This window comes from Micromonospora globbae (assembly GCF_036184225.1).
In the GTDB taxonomy this organism is placed as follows: Bacteria; Actinomycetota; Actinomycetes; order Mycobacteriales; family Micromonosporaceae; genus Micromonospora; species Micromonospora globbae.
In genome coordinates this window covers 4,304,118-4,320,532 of sequence record NZ_CP108084.1, presented here as the reverse complement: position 1 = coordinate 4,320,532, position 16,415 = coordinate 4,304,118, and the positions used below count along the sequence as shown (strand labels likewise).

The 16,415-nt window shown below is 73.7% G+C and carries 16 protein-coding genes; 7 read left to right on the top strand and 9 right to left on the bottom strand.

Annotation, left to right across the window (positions count from 1 at the left end):
• Window positions 1-2: 2 nt before the first annotated feature.
• The gene (locus OG994_RS19280) at window positions 3-557 is read right to left on the bottom strand and encodes an NADPH-dependent FMN reductase (RefSeq protein ID WP_120330007.1); all 555 of its coding nucleotides are present in this window, start codon (window positions 555-557) and stop codon (window positions 3-5) included.
• Between the two features lie 173 nt (window positions 558-730).
• Here OG994_RS19280 and OG994_RS19275 point away from each other — a divergent pair, with 173 nt between their 5' ends.
• Window positions 731-1,279: a GNAT family N-acetyltransferase gene (locus OG994_RS19275; RefSeq protein ID WP_328850520.1), complete on the top strand. Its 549-nt coding sequence runs from the start codon at window positions 731-733 to the stop codon at window positions 1,277-1,279.
• A gap of 78 nt (window positions 1,280-1,357) precedes the next feature.
• On the opposite strand, the gene OG994_RS19270 is transcribed toward OG994_RS19275, so the two are convergent.
• Window positions 1,358-2,113, bottom strand: a complete 756-nt coding sequence (locus OG994_RS19270; RefSeq protein ID WP_120330005.1) for an SDR family oxidoreductase — start codon at window positions 2,111-2,113, stop codon at window positions 1,358-1,360.
• Between the two features lie 102 nt (window positions 2,114-2,215).
• Here OG994_RS19270 and OG994_RS19265 point away from each other — a divergent pair, with 102 nt between their 5' ends.
• Window positions 2,216-3,058 carry a helix-turn-helix transcriptional regulator gene (locus OG994_RS19265; protein WP_328850519.1) on the top strand — a complete coding sequence of 281 codons (843 nt, stop codon included), beginning with the start codon at window positions 2,216-2,218 and terminating at the stop codon, window positions 3,056-3,058.
• A 21-nt stretch (window positions 3,059-3,079) separates the two neighbouring features.
• Here OG994_RS19265 and OG994_RS19260 read toward each other — a convergent pair whose 3' ends face one another.
• The 3 genes from OG994_RS19260 to OG994_RS19250 form a co-directional block, all read right to left on the bottom strand.
• Entirely contained in the window at window positions 3,080-3,772 is a 693-nt protein-coding gene (locus OG994_RS19260) for a hypothetical protein (RefSeq protein WP_328850518.1), read from the bottom strand.
• A gap of 84 nt (window positions 3,773-3,856) precedes the next feature.
• Entirely contained in the window at window positions 3,857-4,708 is an 852-nt protein-coding gene (locus tag OG994_RS19255) for an aldo/keto reductase (protein ID WP_328850517.1), read from the bottom strand.
• 150 nt (window positions 4,709-4,858) lie between these two features.
• Window positions 4,859-5,818, bottom strand: coding sequence for a LysR family transcriptional regulator (locus tag OG994_RS19250; RefSeq protein ID WP_328850516.1), 960 nt, complete (start codon window positions 5,816-5,818; stop codon window positions 4,859-4,861).
• A 48-nt stretch (window positions 5,819-5,866) separates the two neighbouring features.
• On the opposite strand from OG994_RS19250, the gene OG994_RS19245 reads away from it, so the two are divergent.
• Together OG994_RS19245 and OG994_RS19240 are read left to right on the top strand one after the other, a co-directional pair.
• Window positions 5,867-6,763, top strand: coding sequence for a serine hydrolase (locus tag OG994_RS19245; protein WP_328850515.1), 897 nt, complete (start codon window positions 5,867-5,869; stop codon window positions 6,761-6,763).
• A 157-nt stretch (window positions 6,764-6,920) separates the two neighbouring features.
• Window positions 6,921-7,904 carry an MBL fold metallo-hydrolase gene (locus OG994_RS19240; RefSeq protein ID WP_120330000.1) on the top strand — a complete coding sequence of 328 codons (984 nt, stop codon included), beginning with the start codon at window positions 6,921-6,923 and terminating at the stop codon, window positions 7,902-7,904.
• Window positions 7,905-7,946: 42 nt separating this feature from the next.
• Here OG994_RS19240 and OG994_RS19235 read toward each other — a convergent pair whose 3' ends face one another.
• Window positions 7,947-8,486 (bottom strand): DUF1697 domain-containing protein, encoded by a 540-nt coding sequence (locus tag OG994_RS19235; RefSeq protein ID WP_120329999.1) that lies wholly within the window; start codon window positions 8,484-8,486, stop codon window positions 7,947-7,949.
• 107 nt (window positions 8,487-8,593) lie between these two features.
• On the opposite strand from OG994_RS19235, the gene OG994_RS19230 reads away from it, so the two are divergent.
• Together OG994_RS19230 and OG994_RS19225 are read left to right on the top strand one after the other, a co-directional pair.
• The gene (locus OG994_RS19230) at window positions 8,594-9,115 is read left to right on the top strand and encodes an ArsR/SmtB family transcription factor (RefSeq protein ID WP_328850514.1); all 522 of its coding nucleotides are present in this window, start codon (window positions 8,594-8,596) and stop codon (window positions 9,113-9,115) included.
• A gap of 41 nt (window positions 9,116-9,156) precedes the next feature.
• Window positions 9,157-10,620, top strand: a complete 1,464-nt coding sequence (locus OG994_RS19225; RefSeq protein ID WP_328850513.1) for a serine hydrolase domain-containing protein — start codon at window positions 9,157-9,159, stop codon at window positions 10,618-10,620.
• A gap of 8 nt (window positions 10,621-10,628) precedes the next feature.
• Here the strand turns inward: OG994_RS19225 and OG994_RS19220 are convergent, their stop codons facing one another.
• The 3 genes from OG994_RS19220 to OG994_RS19210 are packed head-to-tail and all read right to left on the bottom strand — an operon-like array spanning window position 10,629 to window position 13,897.
• Window positions 10,629-11,273, bottom strand: coding sequence for a response regulator transcription factor (locus tag OG994_RS19220; protein ID WP_328850512.1), 645 nt, complete (start codon window positions 11,271-11,273; stop codon window positions 10,629-10,631).
• On the bottom strand, window positions 11,266-13,290 hold the full coding sequence (locus tag OG994_RS19215) for a sensor histidine kinase (RefSeq protein ID WP_120329995.1): 2,025 nt from the start codon (window positions 13,288-13,290) through the stop codon (window positions 11,266-11,268). The genes OG994_RS19220 and OG994_RS19215 overlap by 8 nt, the downstream gene beginning before the upstream one ends.
• Window positions 13,291-13,303: 13 nt before the next feature.
• On the bottom strand, window positions 13,304-13,897 hold the full coding sequence (locus tag OG994_RS19210; RefSeq protein ID WP_328850511.1) for a hypothetical protein: 594 nt from the start codon (window positions 13,895-13,897) through the stop codon (window positions 13,304-13,306).
• Between the two features lie 356 nt (window positions 13,898-14,253).
• Between OG994_RS19210 and OG994_RS19205 the strand changes: the two genes are divergently transcribed.
• On the top strand, window positions 14,254-16,377 hold the full coding sequence (locus OG994_RS19205; RefSeq protein ID WP_328853750.1) for a hypothetical protein: 2,124 nt from the start codon (window positions 14,254-14,256) through the stop codon (window positions 16,375-16,377).
• Window positions 16,378-16,415: the final 38 nt, after the last annotated feature.

The following is a 16,415-nucleotide window of genomic DNA, read 5'->3' as shown; positions in this document are numbered from 1 at the left end:
GTTCACGAGACGTAGGGGCGCGCGGCGCGGGCGTCGCGCAACGCCAGTCCCCACCAGGCGAGCTGGTCGAGGAGGACCCGGGCGTCCTGGCACAGCTGGTCGGCGTGCCGCGGCGACGGCTCGCCGTCGAGCAGGTCGACGCCGACGACGTCGCGCACGGTCGTGGCGTGCAGCGCGGTGAACACCGTGCGCAGCTGGTCGACCGCGTGCAGGCCGGTCGAGCGGCAGCCGTACGCCACGAAGCCGACCGGCTTGGCCTGCCACTCGTCGTACGCGTAGTCGATCGCCTGTTTCAACGAGGCCGGGAAGCTGTGGTTGTACTCGGGGGTGACCACCGCGTACGCCTCCGCCCGCCCCACCTCGCGCGCGAACGACCGGATCGTCTCGGTCGGCTCCGCGGGGTAGCTGGCGGGGAAGTCGTAGTCGGCGAGGTCGAGCACGGTGACCGCCAGGTCGTCCCGGCGGGTGGCCTGCTCGACGAACCAGCGGGCGACCTTCTCGCCCGCCCGGCCCTCCCGGGTGCTGCCGATGATGACGGCGAGCCGTAGTGGTGTCATGCGTCCCCCTCCCGGCCTCGTTCGGGTCCTTCACCCCTACGGCGCGAGAAGGCGGCCGGCGCTCCGCTAGACGGGAACTAGCGGAGCGGCGGGCGCGCGGGGCAGCGTGTCGCCGCCGTTCGCCGGGGGATGTCGGTGGAGTCCGCTCTAATGGCCGGTGACGAGGGGGTGGCATGACACAGGTGCGCATCGCGCCGTGGAGCGAGGACGATCTCGACCTGCTGCGGCGGCTCAACGCGCCGGAGATCCGCGCCCACACCGGCGGGCCGGAGACCGACGCGCAGGTGCTGGCCCGGCACGAGCGCTACGTGCGGTTCGGCGACACCGGCCAGGGCTGCATGTTCACGGTGGTGCTGCCCGGCGGGGTGAAGGCCGGCAGCGTCGGCTACTGGGAGCGCGAGTGGCGTGACGAGCAGGTCTACGAGTTGGGCTGGGCGGTGCTGCCCGAGCACCAGGGCCGGGGGCTGGCCACCGAGGCGGTGCGGGCCGTGGTGGCCGTGGCACGCGACCGGCGTACGCGCCGCTGGGCGCACGCGTACCCGTCGGTGGACAACCCGGCGTCGAACGCGGTGTGCCGCAAGGCCGGCTTCACCCTGCTCGGCGAGACCGAGTTCGAGTACCCGCCGGGGCACCTGATGCGCTCCAACGACTGGCGCCTCGACCTGTCGGCGCGCCGCCCCGCCCCGCCGCGCCGCGACCGGTCCAGCGGCCAACTTCCGTGATGTAGTGGCCTCCGGGCCGGCCGGAGGCCACTACATCCCTGATCGTGCGCGGGTTCACGGCGTGGCGCCGACTCGCCCTCACCAGGGCAGGACGCCGTACCCGCCTCCGCCGTCCGCGAGGTGGCCCCACAGCGTCCCGGTCGGGCCGTCCGGGGGCAGCGTCGCCAGGTGCACGCTGACCTCGGCGCCCTGGGCGGGGCTGCGGAAGCCGCTGCGGCCGTTCAGGTCCGTGGCGCAGTAACCCGGGTTCGCCGCGTTCACCTTGATCGGGGTGTCCCGCAGCTCCTTGGCGTACATGGCGGTGACCATGTTCAGCGCGGCCTTCGACGAGGGGTACGGGACCGAGGTCAGGCTCCAGATGAAGCTGTCCGGGTCGCTGATCGTGGCGATCGAGCCGACCTCGCTGGACACGTTCACGATCCGGGCCGCGGGCGCCCGGCGCAGCAGCGGCAGGAGCGCGTTCGTGACGGCGACGACCCCGAAGACGTTCGTCTCGAACACCCGGCGCAGCGTGGCCACGGTCGTCTCGCTGGGCAGCGCCCGCTCGCCGTCGCCGAGCACGATGCCGGCGTTGTTGACCAGCACGTCGAGGTGGCCGTACTCCTCCTCGACGAGCTTCGCGGCGGTCGCCACCGACCCGGCGTCGGTCACGTCCAGCGGCACGAAGCGGGCGTCCGCGCCGCCGTCGCGCAGCGCGGCCTCGGCCGCCCGGCCCCGCGCGGCGTCCCGCGCGCCGACCAGGACGGTCATGCCGCGCGCCCCCAGCTGCGCGGCGGTGGCGAAGCCGATTCCCTTGTTGGCCCCGGTCACCAGGGCGATCATGTTCGTCGTCATGCCCTCGACGCTGCCCGGGCACGCGGGGAGACGGGAGAGACCGGGCGAGGCTGGTACCGGCGGTACCACCCTCGCCCGCCACGGTTGGGGCAGGCTGGTGGCATGACGAGCACCGGGCTGCGCCGCGACGAACTGGCGGCCTTCCTCCGCACCCGCCGCGCACGGCTGCGTCCCGCCGAGGTCGGCCTCCCCGAGGGCGTACGCCGACGGACGCCCGGCCTGCGCCGGCAGGAGGTGGCGCAGCTCGCGGGCATGTCGGTCGACTACTACGTACGCCTCGAACAGGGCCGCGGCCCGCACCCGTCCCGGCAGGTGCTCGCCGCGCTGGCCCGGGCGCTGCTGCTCACCCGCGACGAGCGGGAGTACCTGTTCCGCGTGGCGGGGGAGAGCCCGCCGCCGTCGGCGGGGCCGAGCCGCGAGGTCGGCCCCGGCCTGCAACACCTCGTCGACGCCATGACGGAGACCCCGGCGTACCTGGTGGACGCCTGCTACCAGGTGCTCGCGTGGAACCGGATGGCCACCTACTTCATCGGCGACCTGTCGACGGTGCCGCCGGAGGACCGCAACATGATCCGCTGGTCGTTCCGCCGGCCCGCCGAGGACGCCCAGTGGACCGACGAGGAGCTGCTGCGGTTCCTCCGCAGCTCGGTCGCGGACCTGCGCGCCTCCTACGGTCGCTACCCGAACGACCCGGGCCTCCGGCAGCTGGTCACCGAACTCCTCGGCACCTCGCCCCGGTTCGCGCAGCTCTGGGCCGAGCACGACGTGGGCGAACGCCACCCGATCGTGAAGCGGGTCGCGCACCCGGGGCTGGGGCCGCTGGAGTTCGAGTGCCGGGTGCTGCACGTCCCGGAGGGCGACCAGCGCCTCATCGTCTACGTCCCCGGACCCGGTTCGCCCACGCACGCGGCGTTCCGCGGCCTCGCCGAGCGCGTGTCGTCCTGACGGCGGCCCGCCCGCCCCGGTTCAGGCGGCCTCGCGCAGGGCGGCCTCCGCCAGCGGGGCGATCTTCGTGAGCAGCGCGGTGCCGGCCGCCAGGTCGCCGTTGCCCGCCGAGACGTCCACCTCCAGCACGAAGTTGCCGCGGGTCAGGAAGAGCGTGCACTGGTGCCGGACCGACTCGCCCTTCAGCCGCTCACAGAAGGTGATCACGTCCGGCCCGTTGGGCACCGGTGCGGGCGAGGGCTTCACGATGGTCGAGGTGCGTCCGTCGCTCGGCACCTCGTACTGCTTGCACGTCTTCAGCACGGACCGCAGCTCGTCGGCGAGCTTGCGCCCCGGCACCGTGAGGTAGCCGACCACGTACTGCCGGATCCACACCGTCTCGCCGTCCCAGACCCGCTCTCGGTAGGCGGTGCGCTTGCGGTCCGAGGGCAGGCTGTCCCGGCAGAGCGAGATCAACTTCCACGCCTCGGTGTTCTCCTCCGTGTACGCCGCCGTCTCCGGGTGGAAGTCCGCGTCCAGCTCCAGCATCGCCTCGGCGACGCGCGTACGCGCCTCCGCGGTGGACGTCGGCGCCGGCCGTGGCGGCGGCGGTGTCGGGGACACCGAGGCCGGAGCGGACCAGACGGGCGCCTCGGCGGCCGCGCCCGAGCCACAGGCCGCGGGCGTGAGGAGCAGCAACGACAGTACGGCCAGCGTGGCACGGCGGGGCGACATCAGCGGGGACTGGTCCTTTCGTACGCGACGACGGGGACCCGCCGCGCGGGTCCCCGTCCAACTGCGTCTCCGCTGGCGAATGCGTTACGCCGGCACGTAGTCGAAGGTGTCCGGGTGGGCGCCCTGCCGACCGGCCTCGCCCCGGTCCAGCGACGTGATCCGCTCCATGGCGGCGTCGTCCAGCTCGAAGTCGAAGATCTGGAAGTTCTCCTCGATCCGGGACGGGGTCGTCGACTTCGGGAAGATGATGTCGCCGCGCTGCACGTGCCAGCGGAGCACGACCTGGGCGGGCGTCCGGCCGGTCTGCTCCGCGATGTCGGTGACCGTCGGGTCACCCAGCACGTTGCCCTGGGCGATCGGCGACCACGCCTCGGTGAGGATGTTGTGCTTACGGCCGTACTCCCGCACCTCCTCGTTGCCGAAGTACGGGTGCACCTCGATCTGGTTCACCGCCGGCACGATCTCCGCCTCGGCGGCGAGCCGCTCCAGGTGCGGCACCTGGAAGTTCGACACACCGATAGAGCGGGCACGCCCGTCGCGCTGGAACTCCTCCAGCACCTTCCAGGTCGACACGAAGTCGCCGTCGTAGAGCGTCGGCAGCGGCCAGTGGATCAGGAACAGGTCGATGTAGTCCATGCCGAGGGCGGCGAGGGTCGCGTCGAACGCCCGGCGGGCGTCGTCCGGCCGGTGGGCCGCGTTGCTCAGCTTGCTGGTCACGAAGACCTCGCCGCGGTCGATCCCCGAGGCGCGGATCGCCTCGCCGACCTCGGCCTCGTTGCCGTACATCTCCGCGGTGTCGATGTGCCGGTAACCGACCTCCAGCGCCTTCCCGACCGCCCGCGCGGTGTCCTTCGGCGCGATCTGGAAGACCCCGAAGCCGAGCTGGGGGATCGTGTTGCCGTCGTTCAGGCTGATGGTGGGAATCGTGTTCGCCACTGCGGCTCCTTCGCGCGTCGTCGGGCGTCCGGGAGGTGGCGCCTCGACGCGCCGGAGGACCCGGACCTGCCAATTCATTGCCATACCCGGCCAGGCCGCCGCTTCACCCGGTGGCCCGAACGTGATCTCGACCACCGGCCGGTCCGGCGCTCAGCCGGCGGCGTCGAACAGCACCGGCCACGGCCGGCGGGCCGGGTCCGGAGCCGGCCCGGGCCGGGCCGGCTCCGCGTCCGCCAGCACGTCCGCGGCGAGCTGGGCGAACATGGCGGCGGCCGGATGCGCCGAGTGCGCGGGCCAGGCCGCCGAGGTGCGCTTCACGAGGGCGGCGCCGGCGACGGGCCGCCAGGCGATCCGGGGCTCGCGCCGGGCCGTCGCGGCCGGCTCGACGGCCACCCCGCCGCCGGCCAGCACCAGCCCGAAGAGGAACTCCGGGTTGCGCGCCGGCCGCACCCGCCCCGGGCGGAAGCCGTGTCGCCGGCACACGTCCAGCAGGTGGTCGTGCCAGCCGGGTGCGGTGGCCCGCGGGGCGGTCACCAGGTCCAGACCGTCGAGCGCCGCCAGCTCCACCTCGCGGGCGCGGGCCAGCGGCGAGGTCCGCGGCAGCAGGACACCCAGGGGTACGTCGACCGGGGTGCCGAAGCGCAGGCCGTCCGCCTCGACGGGGTGGTGCACGAGTCCCACGTCGAGCCGGCGCTCGGTGAGCATCCGGACCTGCTCGGCGCTGGTCAGCTCGTGCAGCTCGACGTCGAGCCCGGGCGCCCGGTCGCCGAGTCGGTCGAGCAGCGCCCGCAGCGTCACGGCCGGTGTCTCCGGCGGCACCCCCGCCCGCAGGACGCCCAGCGCACCCGCCCGCACCTGGTGCATGAGGTTGCGCAGCCGCCCCTCACCGGCCAGCAGCTCCTCGGCCTCGCCGAGCAGGAGTTCACCGGCGGTCGTGAGGCGCACCTGCCGGCGGGACCGGTCGAAGAGCTCGACCGCCAACTCCCGTTCCAGCCGCTGGATGGACTGGCTCAGCGGGGGCTGCGCCATGCCGAGCAGCTCGGCCGCCCGCCCGAAGTGCAGCTCGCGGGCGACCACCACGAAGTGCCGCAGGTGCCGGAGCAGGTCCACGCGCCGGACCCTACGCCAGCGCCGGGAGCGGGCGGATACCGTGCTCGGGTGGCAGTGACGAGGGCGATCGACGGCATCTTCGGCCGGGTGGGCGTGACCGCCAACCTGCACGTGGTGGACATCGACGCGGACGGGGCGGACGAAGGCCGGGCGGTCGCCGTGCGGGCCGACGAGCAGGTGGTGATCGCCTCCATCTTCAAGATCCTGCTGGTGCTGGAGTTCGCGCGGCAGGTCGTCGAGGGGCAGCTCGACCCCGCCGAGCGGGTCCTGGTGACGGCCGACGACCGCCTTGGCGGCTGGGGGCTGGCGGGCTGCGCCGACGACGCCGAGGTGTCGCTGCGCGACCTCGCGTACTTCGCCATGTCGGTGAGTGACAACACGGCCGCCGACCTGCTGCTGCGCCGGGTCGGCGCGGACGTGCTGCCGATGCTCGCCGCCGAGCTGGGCCTCGCCCGTACGCGGATCGTGGGCGGGCCCCGGCAGCTCGTCGAGATGATGCTCGCCGACGTCGGGGCGCGGACGGAGGCGGACTTCGCCCGGATCTTCCCGACCCTGACCGCCGACCAGGTCCGCGCCATGCGGGTGTTCGACCCGCAGCGGACCACTTCCAGCACGGCCCGGGACATCACCCGGCTGCTCGCCCTGATCTGGCGCGACGAGGCCGGCCCGGCGCAGGCGTGCGCCATGGTCCGCGAGTGGATGTCCCGGCAGCTCTTCTGGACCCGGCTGGCCGCCGCCTTCCCGCCCGGCGTCCGGGTGGCCGGCAAGACGGGCACCCTGCCCGGTCTGCACCTGGAGGCGGGGGTGGCCGAGTACCCCGACGGCGGCCGGTACGCCATCGCCGTCTTCGCCCGCACCGAGCAGCTCGCCACCCGGCGCATCGACGTCGACCTGGCCATGGGCGAGGCGGCCCGGACGGCCGTCGAGGCGCTGCGCGGCGGATGAATTTCCGCGGCCCGGCGTGCCCGTGGCGGCCCGCCTGAGCAGCACCGATATCCGGGGGCATATCGAGGGTTCCGCTGTTCGATCTTGGACGTGGCGTCGCTGGCGCTGGTTGGCTTCGCGGCGACCGATCGTCCAGTACGACAGGGAGCAGATGCGCATGTCCACTCTCGACCGCCGCCGGTTCCTCCGCGACGCCGCCACCACCACGGCAGGGGTGGTCGCCGCCGGCGGCCTCGCCTCCACCGCGCTCGGCACCCCGGCGCAGGCCGTCCCGGCGGCCGGGCCGGCGCGTGCGACCACCCGTCGCGCCGGCCGGGCCAGCTTCCGCTGGTGGGGGACCGCCGGTTGGCGTGTCGACATCGGGAACCGGACGGTCCTCGTCGACCCGTTCCTCAGCCGCATCGACACCGGCCTGTTCCGTGGCGCGTTCGACACGGCCAAGTCGCTGGAGGTCGACACCGGGGTCGTCGACCGGTACGTCGACCGGGCCGAGACGGTGCTGGTGACGCACACCCACTGGGACCACTTCATGGACGTGCCGTACATCGCCGGCCGTACCGGGGCGCGGGTGTTCGGCACGCTGACCGCGTACCACCTCGGGCTCGCGTACCGGGTGCCGTCCGGGCAGCTCAGCGCGGTCAAGGGCGGGGAGGTGCTCGACTTCGGCGACTACACCGTCGAGGTGGTCGCCTCGCTGCACAGCCGCAACCCGTCGTACTCCGTGGCGTTCCCCGGTGTGCGGGTGAGCCCGCCGCCGAAGCCGGCCACGATCGCCGACCTGCCCGAGGGCGACACGCTCAACTACGTGCTCCGGGTCGCCGGCGGCCCGTCCGTGTTCTTCATGGGCGCCAGCGACTTCGTGGCGCGCAACCTGACCGGGATCGCGCCGGACGTGGCCATGGTGGCGCTGAACAGCACCACGGTCACGGCCGACTACGTGCCCCGGCTCATGGCGGCGCTGGACTACCCGAAGGTCGTGGTGCCCGTGCACTTCGACAACTTCGAGACCGAGTTGCGCAACCCGCCCACCGTCGCGGACGACGACCGCAAGCGCCTCGACCAGTTGATCGCCGCCGTGCGCGCGTCGTCACCCCGCAGCCGGGTGGTCGTGCCCGAGTACCACACGGCGTACCACTTCTGATCCCGGACGCCCGCCTGATCCCCGCCGGGCTTCCGGTGGGGGTCAGGCGGCCGCCATCTCGGCCAGGGTCCGCACCGACTTCCAGTTCCGCGTGGTGGCCACCACGCCGAGCGCCTTCTCCACGTAGGTGTTGGTGAACTTCGACCGGCCGTAGCCGCCGTCGGGGAAGTGCAGGTAGACCTCCCGCCCGGACACGGTGAACGACATGTTCTCGCCGCGGGGCACGCCGAGCGACGCCACCGCGGACCGGTCCGGCGTGCTGCCCAGGAACACGACGAGCAGCCGGGTGGGGTCGCTCTCCCGGTCGGCGTACGGGTTGCCGGCCGTGACCGCGGCCAGCTCCCGGGCGCTGCGCACCAGCACCGGCACGGTCAGCCCCAACTCGTCGGCGATGGCCCGCTCGATGCCGGCCGCCAGGTGATCGGCGTCGCCCGCGTCGCTGGCGAAGACGACGTTGCCGCTCTGCACGTACGTCCGGACGTCCTCGTGGCCGAGCGCGGCGACCAGCCGGCGCAGGTCGGCCATGGCGATGCGGGTGCTGCCGACGTTGACCCCGCGCAGCAGGGCGACGTAGCGGTCCATGGCGGCCTCCTCGGTCGTCGGCGCCGCCTGGCGGCGGCACGCACAGCGTAGGCGAGCGCCCTCCGCCGTTGCTTGCACGCTATTACGTAACTTCGTAGTATCGACGCATGGCGGACGTGGAGCAGCGGCTGGCGGCGCTGGAGGCACAGGTGGCGGCCCTCGCGGAGCGGCTGGCGGCCGGCCCGCCCGCCGCCGACGAACAGGGAGCCGCCGAGCCGCCCGGCGGCGTGTTCTGGGCGCTCGACGGGCTCAAGCAGCGCCTGCCGGAGGACGGGCCGGGCGCCGTGCTCTACACCGGGGCGGTCCGCCTCGCCGACCAGCACTACGACTGGCAGTACGGGCTCACCGTCGACGCCGTCCTCGACACCGACTGGACGGAGCTGGCCGCCACCCTGACGGCGCTGGCCCATCCCGTCCGGCTCCGGTTGCTGCGCGAGATCCTCGGCGGCCGCCACGGCACGGCCGAACTGGCGGAGATCGAAGGGCTGGGCACCAGCGGCCAGCTCCACCACCACCTGCGCCAGCTCACCGCCGCCGGATGGCTGCGCAGCGCCGGCCGGGGGCGGTACGTCGTCCCGGGCGAGCGCGTCGTCCCGCTGCTGGCCATCCTCACCGCGGCCCGCCGCTGACCCGCACCGCCACCGCGGCCGCCCGAGACGGAAGGACCATCATGCGCACGCCGACCGCACTCACGATCGTCGTCGGACTCGTCGCCACCGTGGTCGCCTTCGCCGTGGCGCCGGGCGGCCCCCGGCTCGACCCCCGGCACACCGGCGACGCCGAACTGGCCGCCACCGTCCGCGCCGCGGTGGGCGGCGACCGGGGGTATCGCGGCCTCGCGGTCGCCCTGGTCGAGGAGGGTCGCGTCCGTACGGCCGGGATCGGCGAGCGCGCCCCGGGCAGGCCCGTCGAGCCCGGCACGCCGTTCGAGATCGGCTCGGTCACCAAGGGGATGACCGGGATGCTGCTGGCCCACCGCGCGGCGGGCGGCGCCGTCCGGCCCGATGCCCCGCTGTCCGACGCGCTGCCGCAGGTCGACGGGCCCACGCGCGAGGTCACCCTCGCCGAGCTGGCCAGTCACCGTTCCGGCCTGCCCCGGCTGGCCCTCGGCCCGATCGACCTGGTCCGCACCGCCTGGACGAACCTCACGGCCGGCAACCCCTACGGCGGGTGGGACGCCGAGTGGGTCGTCGACGCCGCGAGCGACGAACGCCCCGGCGACGGCCGCGGGAGCGTCCACTACTCGAACGTCGGGGTGGCGCTGCTCGGTCAGGCCCTGGCCGCGCAGGCCGGCACCACGTACCCGGAACTGCTCGACCGCGAGCTGCTGCGTCCCCTGGGCATGACGCGGACGGTGGTCGCCACCGAGCCGGCGCTGCTGCCGCCGGGCCGTGCCGTCGGGACGAAGCTCGGCGGCCGGCCCGCCGATCCCTGGGTGGGCGGCGGGTACGCCCCGGCCGGCATCGGCGTCTGGTCGACCGCCGAGGACCTGGCCCGGCTGGTCGCCGGGCTGCTGGCCGGCACCGCCCCCGGTGCCGACGCCGCCACGGCGCGCTTCACGGAGGACGACCGCGACCGGGTGGGCTACGGGTGGTTCACCACCCGCCACGGCGACCGCGAGATCGTCTGGCACAACGGCGGCACCGGTGGCTTCCGGGCGTACGTGGGGTGGGAGCCCGCCGCCGGCCGGGGGGTGGTGGTGCTCGGCAACACCGAGCGCGACGTCGACCCCGTTGGACTGCGCCTGCTCGGCGTCGACGGCGACGCCGTCGAGGACGAGGGAGTCCCGCTCGCCGGCTGGGTCGGCGTGGCCCTGGCCCTCGGCTTCTCGTTCCTCGGCGGCGTGAGCCTGCTGCGGACGGTACGGCGGGTGCCCGACCGGCTCAGCCTCGCGCCCGCCGCCGCCTGGGCGCTGCTCTACCTCGGCCTCGGCCACCGCCTGGGCAACTGGTCGCTGGTGCCCGGCTGGCTCTGGCCGCTCGGTGTCGGGTTGTCGGCCGCCGGGCTGGTCGTGGCCGCGTACCGGTGGCGGGCCCTGCCGACGGTGGACGGCGCGCCACCGCGGAAGCGGCTGGCCTCCCTCGCCGGGTCGGCGCTCGTCGCCGTGCCGCTGCTGGTCGCCGTCCTCGCCTGAGGGGTCCCTCAGCCCGGCCGGCGCACGCCCGCGTCACGCGCCCGCGCCACCGCCTGCGCCCGGTCGGCGACGCCGAGCTTGAGCAGCACGTTCGACACGTGGTTCTGCACCGTCTTCACGCTGATGCCCAGCCGGGCGGCGATGGCCTGGTTGGACTGGCCGGCGGCCATCCGTGCCAGGACGTCGTACTCCCGCTCGGTGAGCTGCGGGAACGGGTTCGAGGCGCCCGCCTCGGAGATCGCGGCGAGCATCCGGTCGGCCACGGCCGAGTCGAAGATCGCCTGGTCGGCGTGGACCGCGCGGACGGCCCGGATGATCTCGTCCGGTTCGGCGTCCTTGAGGAGGTAGCCGCGGGCGCCACTGCGGATCGCCTGCCGGACCATGGCGTGGTCGGAGTGCATCGTGAGCACGAGCACCCGCGCCCGGGCGCCCCGCCGGCGCAACTCGTCGGTGGCCTCCACGCCGCCCCCACCCGGCATGTGCAGGTCGATGACGGCGACGTCCGGATCGTGGTTGAGCACCGCGGCCACGACGCCGGGCGCGTCGGCGGCCTCGGCGACCACCGTGACCCCCGGCACGCTGTCGAGCAGGCGGCGCAGGCCCATCCGGAACACGTGGTGGTCGTCGGCGATGACGACACGCAGGTCACTCATCCGGCACCCCGGTCGGGAACACCGCGCGCACCCTCGTTCCTCCGCCCGGCCGCGGCCCCAGCTCGAACTGGCCACCCAGTTCCCGGACCCGCCGCCGCATGGATCCCGTCCCCACTCCGGCCACGTACCGCTCGCCGATCCCGCCACCGTCGTCGTCGACCTGGACGGTGAGTCGCGGCCCGCCGGTGAGGCTCACCGTACAGGTGCGCGCGCCCGCGTGCCGGAGCACGTTCGCCACCGCTTCGAGCACCACGAGGTAGGCCGCCTCGGCGACCGCAGGCGGCAGCGCCGCGTCCGCCACACCGTCGTGTCGATGCGCGATCCGCGGCGCGCCGGGCAGCGCGGCGCACCGGTCGAGGTGGTCGCTCACGGCACCGACGAGCCCGAGGTCGGCCACCGCCGCCGGTTGCAGCGCGTCGATGATCCGCCGCACGGCCGTGGCGGCCGAGCGCACCTGGCGGGAGATGAGGTCCAGGTCGGCGGCGAGCGGCCCGTCGTCACCGGCGCCGCGGCGGACGCCGTCGAGCGCCAGCCCGATGCCGGACAGCAGCGGCCCGAGACCGTCGTGCAGGTCGTGCCGGAGTCGCTGGCGCTCGTCCGCCCGGGCGTGCACCGCCCGTTCCTGGGCCGTCCGCAGCTCGGCGGCGAGGCGTACGGCGTGCAGGGCGGAGCCGATGCTGTGCGCCAGTTCGGCGAGCAGCGCGAGGTCGGCGCGGGAGTACTGCTCGCCCGGCGCGCGGGGGCCGACGACAAGGGTTCCCACCAGCTCGTTGCGCCACTCCAGCGGCACCTCGACCGAGGGTTCCCCGACCGGCACGCCGACCCGCGCCACCTCGGTGTGCGCGCCGTCGGAGAGCAGCCGGACCGAGACGTACGGGGCGCGCAGGGCACGCGCCACGGCCGTGGCGGTCGTGGCGGGCAGCTCCGACGGGTCGGCCACGGCGGTGAGCTGGCCGCGCAGCGCCGCCAGGGCCTCCAGGGGCTCGTCGCGGTGGCCGAACAGCCATCGGGTGGCCGCCCTCTGCAGCCGCCTGCGCACCGGCTCCGCGACCGCCGCGACGACCGCCGACGCGATGAGCGCGAGCCCGGGGGCGGGTCCGACCGCGGTTCCCAGCAGCGAGACGATGCCGAGGTAGACCGCGAAGATGAGCGTGGTGAGCGCGGCGAGGACCGCCGTCCGCCGGATGAACGGGTCGATGTCGTAGAGCCGGTAGCGGCGTACGGACAGGACGATGGCACCGACCAGCAGCACCGGGATGAGGAAGTAGCCCGTCTGGGCCACCTGGTAGGGCATCAGCCCGCCGGCCAGTTCGATGCCCAGGACGACGGCGACGGCGTACCAGAGGAACTTCATCTGCTGCCGCTGGGTCGGGTCGGCGCGCCGCCACCGCAGCGCCAGGCTCGCGACGGCCGCCAGGACGGCGGCGCCGACGGTGAGCGCCGACGCGGCGGAGAGGACGGGCGCGAACCCGACCGCGAGCGGGTTGGCCGGCGGCGGATCCCCGGCGACCGGCAGCGGACCGGGGCCCAGCGCGCCGTCGAGCGCCGTCACGGCGGTGGCCGCGGCACCCAGCCAGGGCACCCACCGCAGCCTGGCCGCCGGTGGCCGCCCGTCCGGGAAGACCGCGGGCAGCACGGTGAACAGCGGGACGACGAACAACGCCCATAGCCAGAGCTGGACCCAGGCCGTCACCTGCGACCCGGGCCAGCCGGCGGCGACGCCCGCGGCCGTCCAGCCGGCCGCCAGCACGTCGACCGCGCCGGCGGTGCCGGATCCGAGCAGCAACCAGCCCACCGCCCGCCCGGCGCGGCTGCGCCCCAACCACCAGCCCGACGTGGCGAGCAGCAGGCTGTGGCAGATGTTGCCGGCCAGCGTCCAGTTCATCCCCCGACCGGCCGACGCCCACAGCAGCGCACCGAGGACGACGGCGCCCGCGGCGGCGGCCACGGTGACGGCGGCGGCCGGCGGGTGCCCCCTCTCGCCCCCGACGCCGCTCGTCACCGTGGCCCCACTCATCGGCGCCCTCCGTTCAGTGCGCGGGCTCGGCGGCCGGCGTGGTGCCTCCGCAGCGGGCCGTGCGGACGGCGTCGGCCACCAGCACGACGCCGAAGACCACGTAGACCGCGGACAGCGCCAGCGGCATCACGAAGTCCGCGAGCAGGCCGGCGATCAGCATCACGCCCCACAGGCGGTGTCCGGCGAGACGCAGGAACGCCGCACCGGTCACCAGCACGCCGAGCATCATGCCGTAGAAGAGCAGCTCCAACGACATCACCGACTCGGGAAGGTCGCCGCGGCCCAGGATGCCGCCCCAGACGATGGCGGCGACCGTGATGAGCAGCGCGGCGACGGGGCCGAGCGCCATCAGCGCCGCACCGATCCGGCCGGGCAGCCCGGCCCGTTCCCGCACCCGCGCCCACAGCGCCAGGAACGCCAACGGCAGCAGCCCCCAGTACGACTCGATGGTCAACCGGGCCACCCACTGGGGCCACTCCTCCCCGCCGGTCTCGTGGACGTGCCGGACCAGCAGCACGTGCACGGCCGCCATGGCCGCGCACACGACGATCACCAGGCCGACCGTTCCCAACGGCACCCGTGCCAGGCGATGAACCACCGTACGCATCGTGTCTCCCTCCGAGCGATCTGCGGCAAGGCTGTCGCCCGGGCTTCCCGGGAGGCACGGGAGCAGCCTCCCGGCGGGGCCGGGAAGTTCGGCCGGGCGTGGCCGGAGGTGACCGGTACGCCGACCCGGCCCTCCTCCGTCCGGCGCCTCGACCACCGTCTCTTCGTGATGCACCTGTGACCTGACGGTCCTTCGCAACTCATCGTCCGAAGTGGTCTGCTGTGGAGCGAAACCCCAGCTCAGGGGCGGTTTCGGTGCAGCGTCACCGGGGCCGGAAACGTTACATCCAAGTTGTTGGATCAATGGTTGGGTGTTGCAACCCAGCCTCACTCGGCAGGAGGCACAGCCGCGTGCGAATGAGACGACCGAGCCGGTTCGCGGCCGTGGCGGCGGGCGTGACGGCGCTCGCCTTCACGGTCTCGACCCCGGCACAGGCGAACGACCACGAGAACCTTCCCGGCGAGCCGACCATCACGCTGCCCATCAACGACAGCGCGGCGGGTGGGACGTACAACCAGGACTTCACCCGGGTGTACGCCAACACCACCCCCGACGGCACCCCGGTCTACATCTACGTGCCGGTCGGCACGCCACTGGACGGCTCGGTGCCCGCCGGTGTCGCCAGCCTCGACCCGCAGTTCGACCACAACCCGGGCGACGAGTTCACCCCCTGCGCCACCGCCACGGCGGCGCAGTTCACCCTCACCCAGGCGCAGATCGACTACGTCGGCGACAAGCTCGCCAACCAGATCGTCGCCGTGGACGAGGAGCACTTCGGCCTGATGGACGCGGCCGACCCGGACGAGCCGGCCAGCGACTCCCTCGTGATGGTCCTCTACAACATCCAGGACGAGGCGTACTACGACTGCGCCGTCACCTCGTACACGGCCGGGTACTTCGCGCCCGACTTCATCGAGAGCAACGGCATGAACGTCATCGTCGTCGACGCCCTCGACTGGGCGAACCGGGTGGGTCCGAACGACGCCCCGTGGCGCGACGACGACCCGGCCAACGACCGCCCCGAGCTGTACGAGGGCACCGTCGCCCACGAGTTGGAGCACCTGCTGCACAACTACAGCGACCCGGGCGAGCTCTCCTGGGTCGACGAGGGTCTCGCGGACTTCGCGATCTTCCTCAACGGCCTGGACGCGGGCGGCTCGCACCTGTCGAACCAGCAGGTCTTCTACGAGGAGACGTCGCTGACCCGCTGGGGCGGCACGCTGGCCAACTACGGTGCGGCGTTCACCTACTTCCAGTACCTGTGGGAGCAGGCCGGCGGCAACGGTGACGGGACCTTCACGCCGGACAAGCAGTACGACGCCGCGGGCGGCGACCTGCTCATCAAGATGATCTTCGAGGAGCAGGCCGACGGCATGGTCGGCGTGCAGAACGCCATCAACCGGTTCAACTCGGCGACCGGCGCGAACCTGCGCAGCGCCGAGCAGCTGTTCCGGGACTGGTCGGTGGCCGTCTACCTGGACGACGAGGACTCGCCGGTCTACGACATCAAGGCGTTCAACTTCGGCGACCCGGCCGACACGTCCTGGACCATCGACATCGCCGACGACGTGTACTGGGGCGGTCGCGGCAGCTACCAGGGCGCCACGCCGGAGGCCAAGTGGGCCCGGCTGAAGAACCGGCCCGACACCACCGCCGTGCCGTTCGGCATGTCGGTCGAGCGGTTCCGCAACCCCGGCCCGACCGTCGCCCTCGCCTTCGACGGCGACGACGAGACGGTGATCGCCCCGCACACCGGCACGACCCACTGGTACGCCGGCTACGAGAGCCAGTCGGACAACGTCCTCGACGTCGACACCTCCGGCCCGGTCACCTCGCTGGACTTCTGGAGCTGGAACTTCATCGAGGAGGGCTGGGACTACGGCTTCGTCGAGGCCCTGGTGGGCGGCCAGTGGGTGACCGTCCCGCTGCGCGACGACGCCGGGCAGGTCGTCACCACCGACGACAACCCGCACGGCAACAACGAGGAGGGCAACGGCCTGACCGGCACCTCCGGCGGCGAGTACTTCGTGGACGACCCGGTCTACGTGCACCTCACCGCCGACCTGCCGGCCGGCGCCACCGACGTCCGGTTCCGCTACTCGACCGACGCCGCGTACCTCGACACCGGGTGGTTCGTCGACGACGTGCGGGTCAACGGCGCGGACGCCACGCTGTCCTCGCCGGCCGGCGACTGGTTCACCACCACCGGCGCCCAGGACAACAACTGGACCGTCCAGGTCGTCGCGCACTGCGACCTCACGCCGGGCACCACCTCGGCGGGGGAGACGACCGACGGCGCCGGCAACTGGGTCTACCGGTTCACCGGTGACCAGTTCACGGCCAGCGGTCTGAACACGAAGTGCGCCAACGGCAACCAGGACGACTTCGCCGTCCTGATCTCCAACCTGCCGACCGGCGACCTCACGTTCCTCGACGCGGACTACACGTTCGGCGTCCGGAACACCGGCAACGGCCGGTAGCACGACCCGATCCGGCGGGCCCGCACCGACGAACGGTG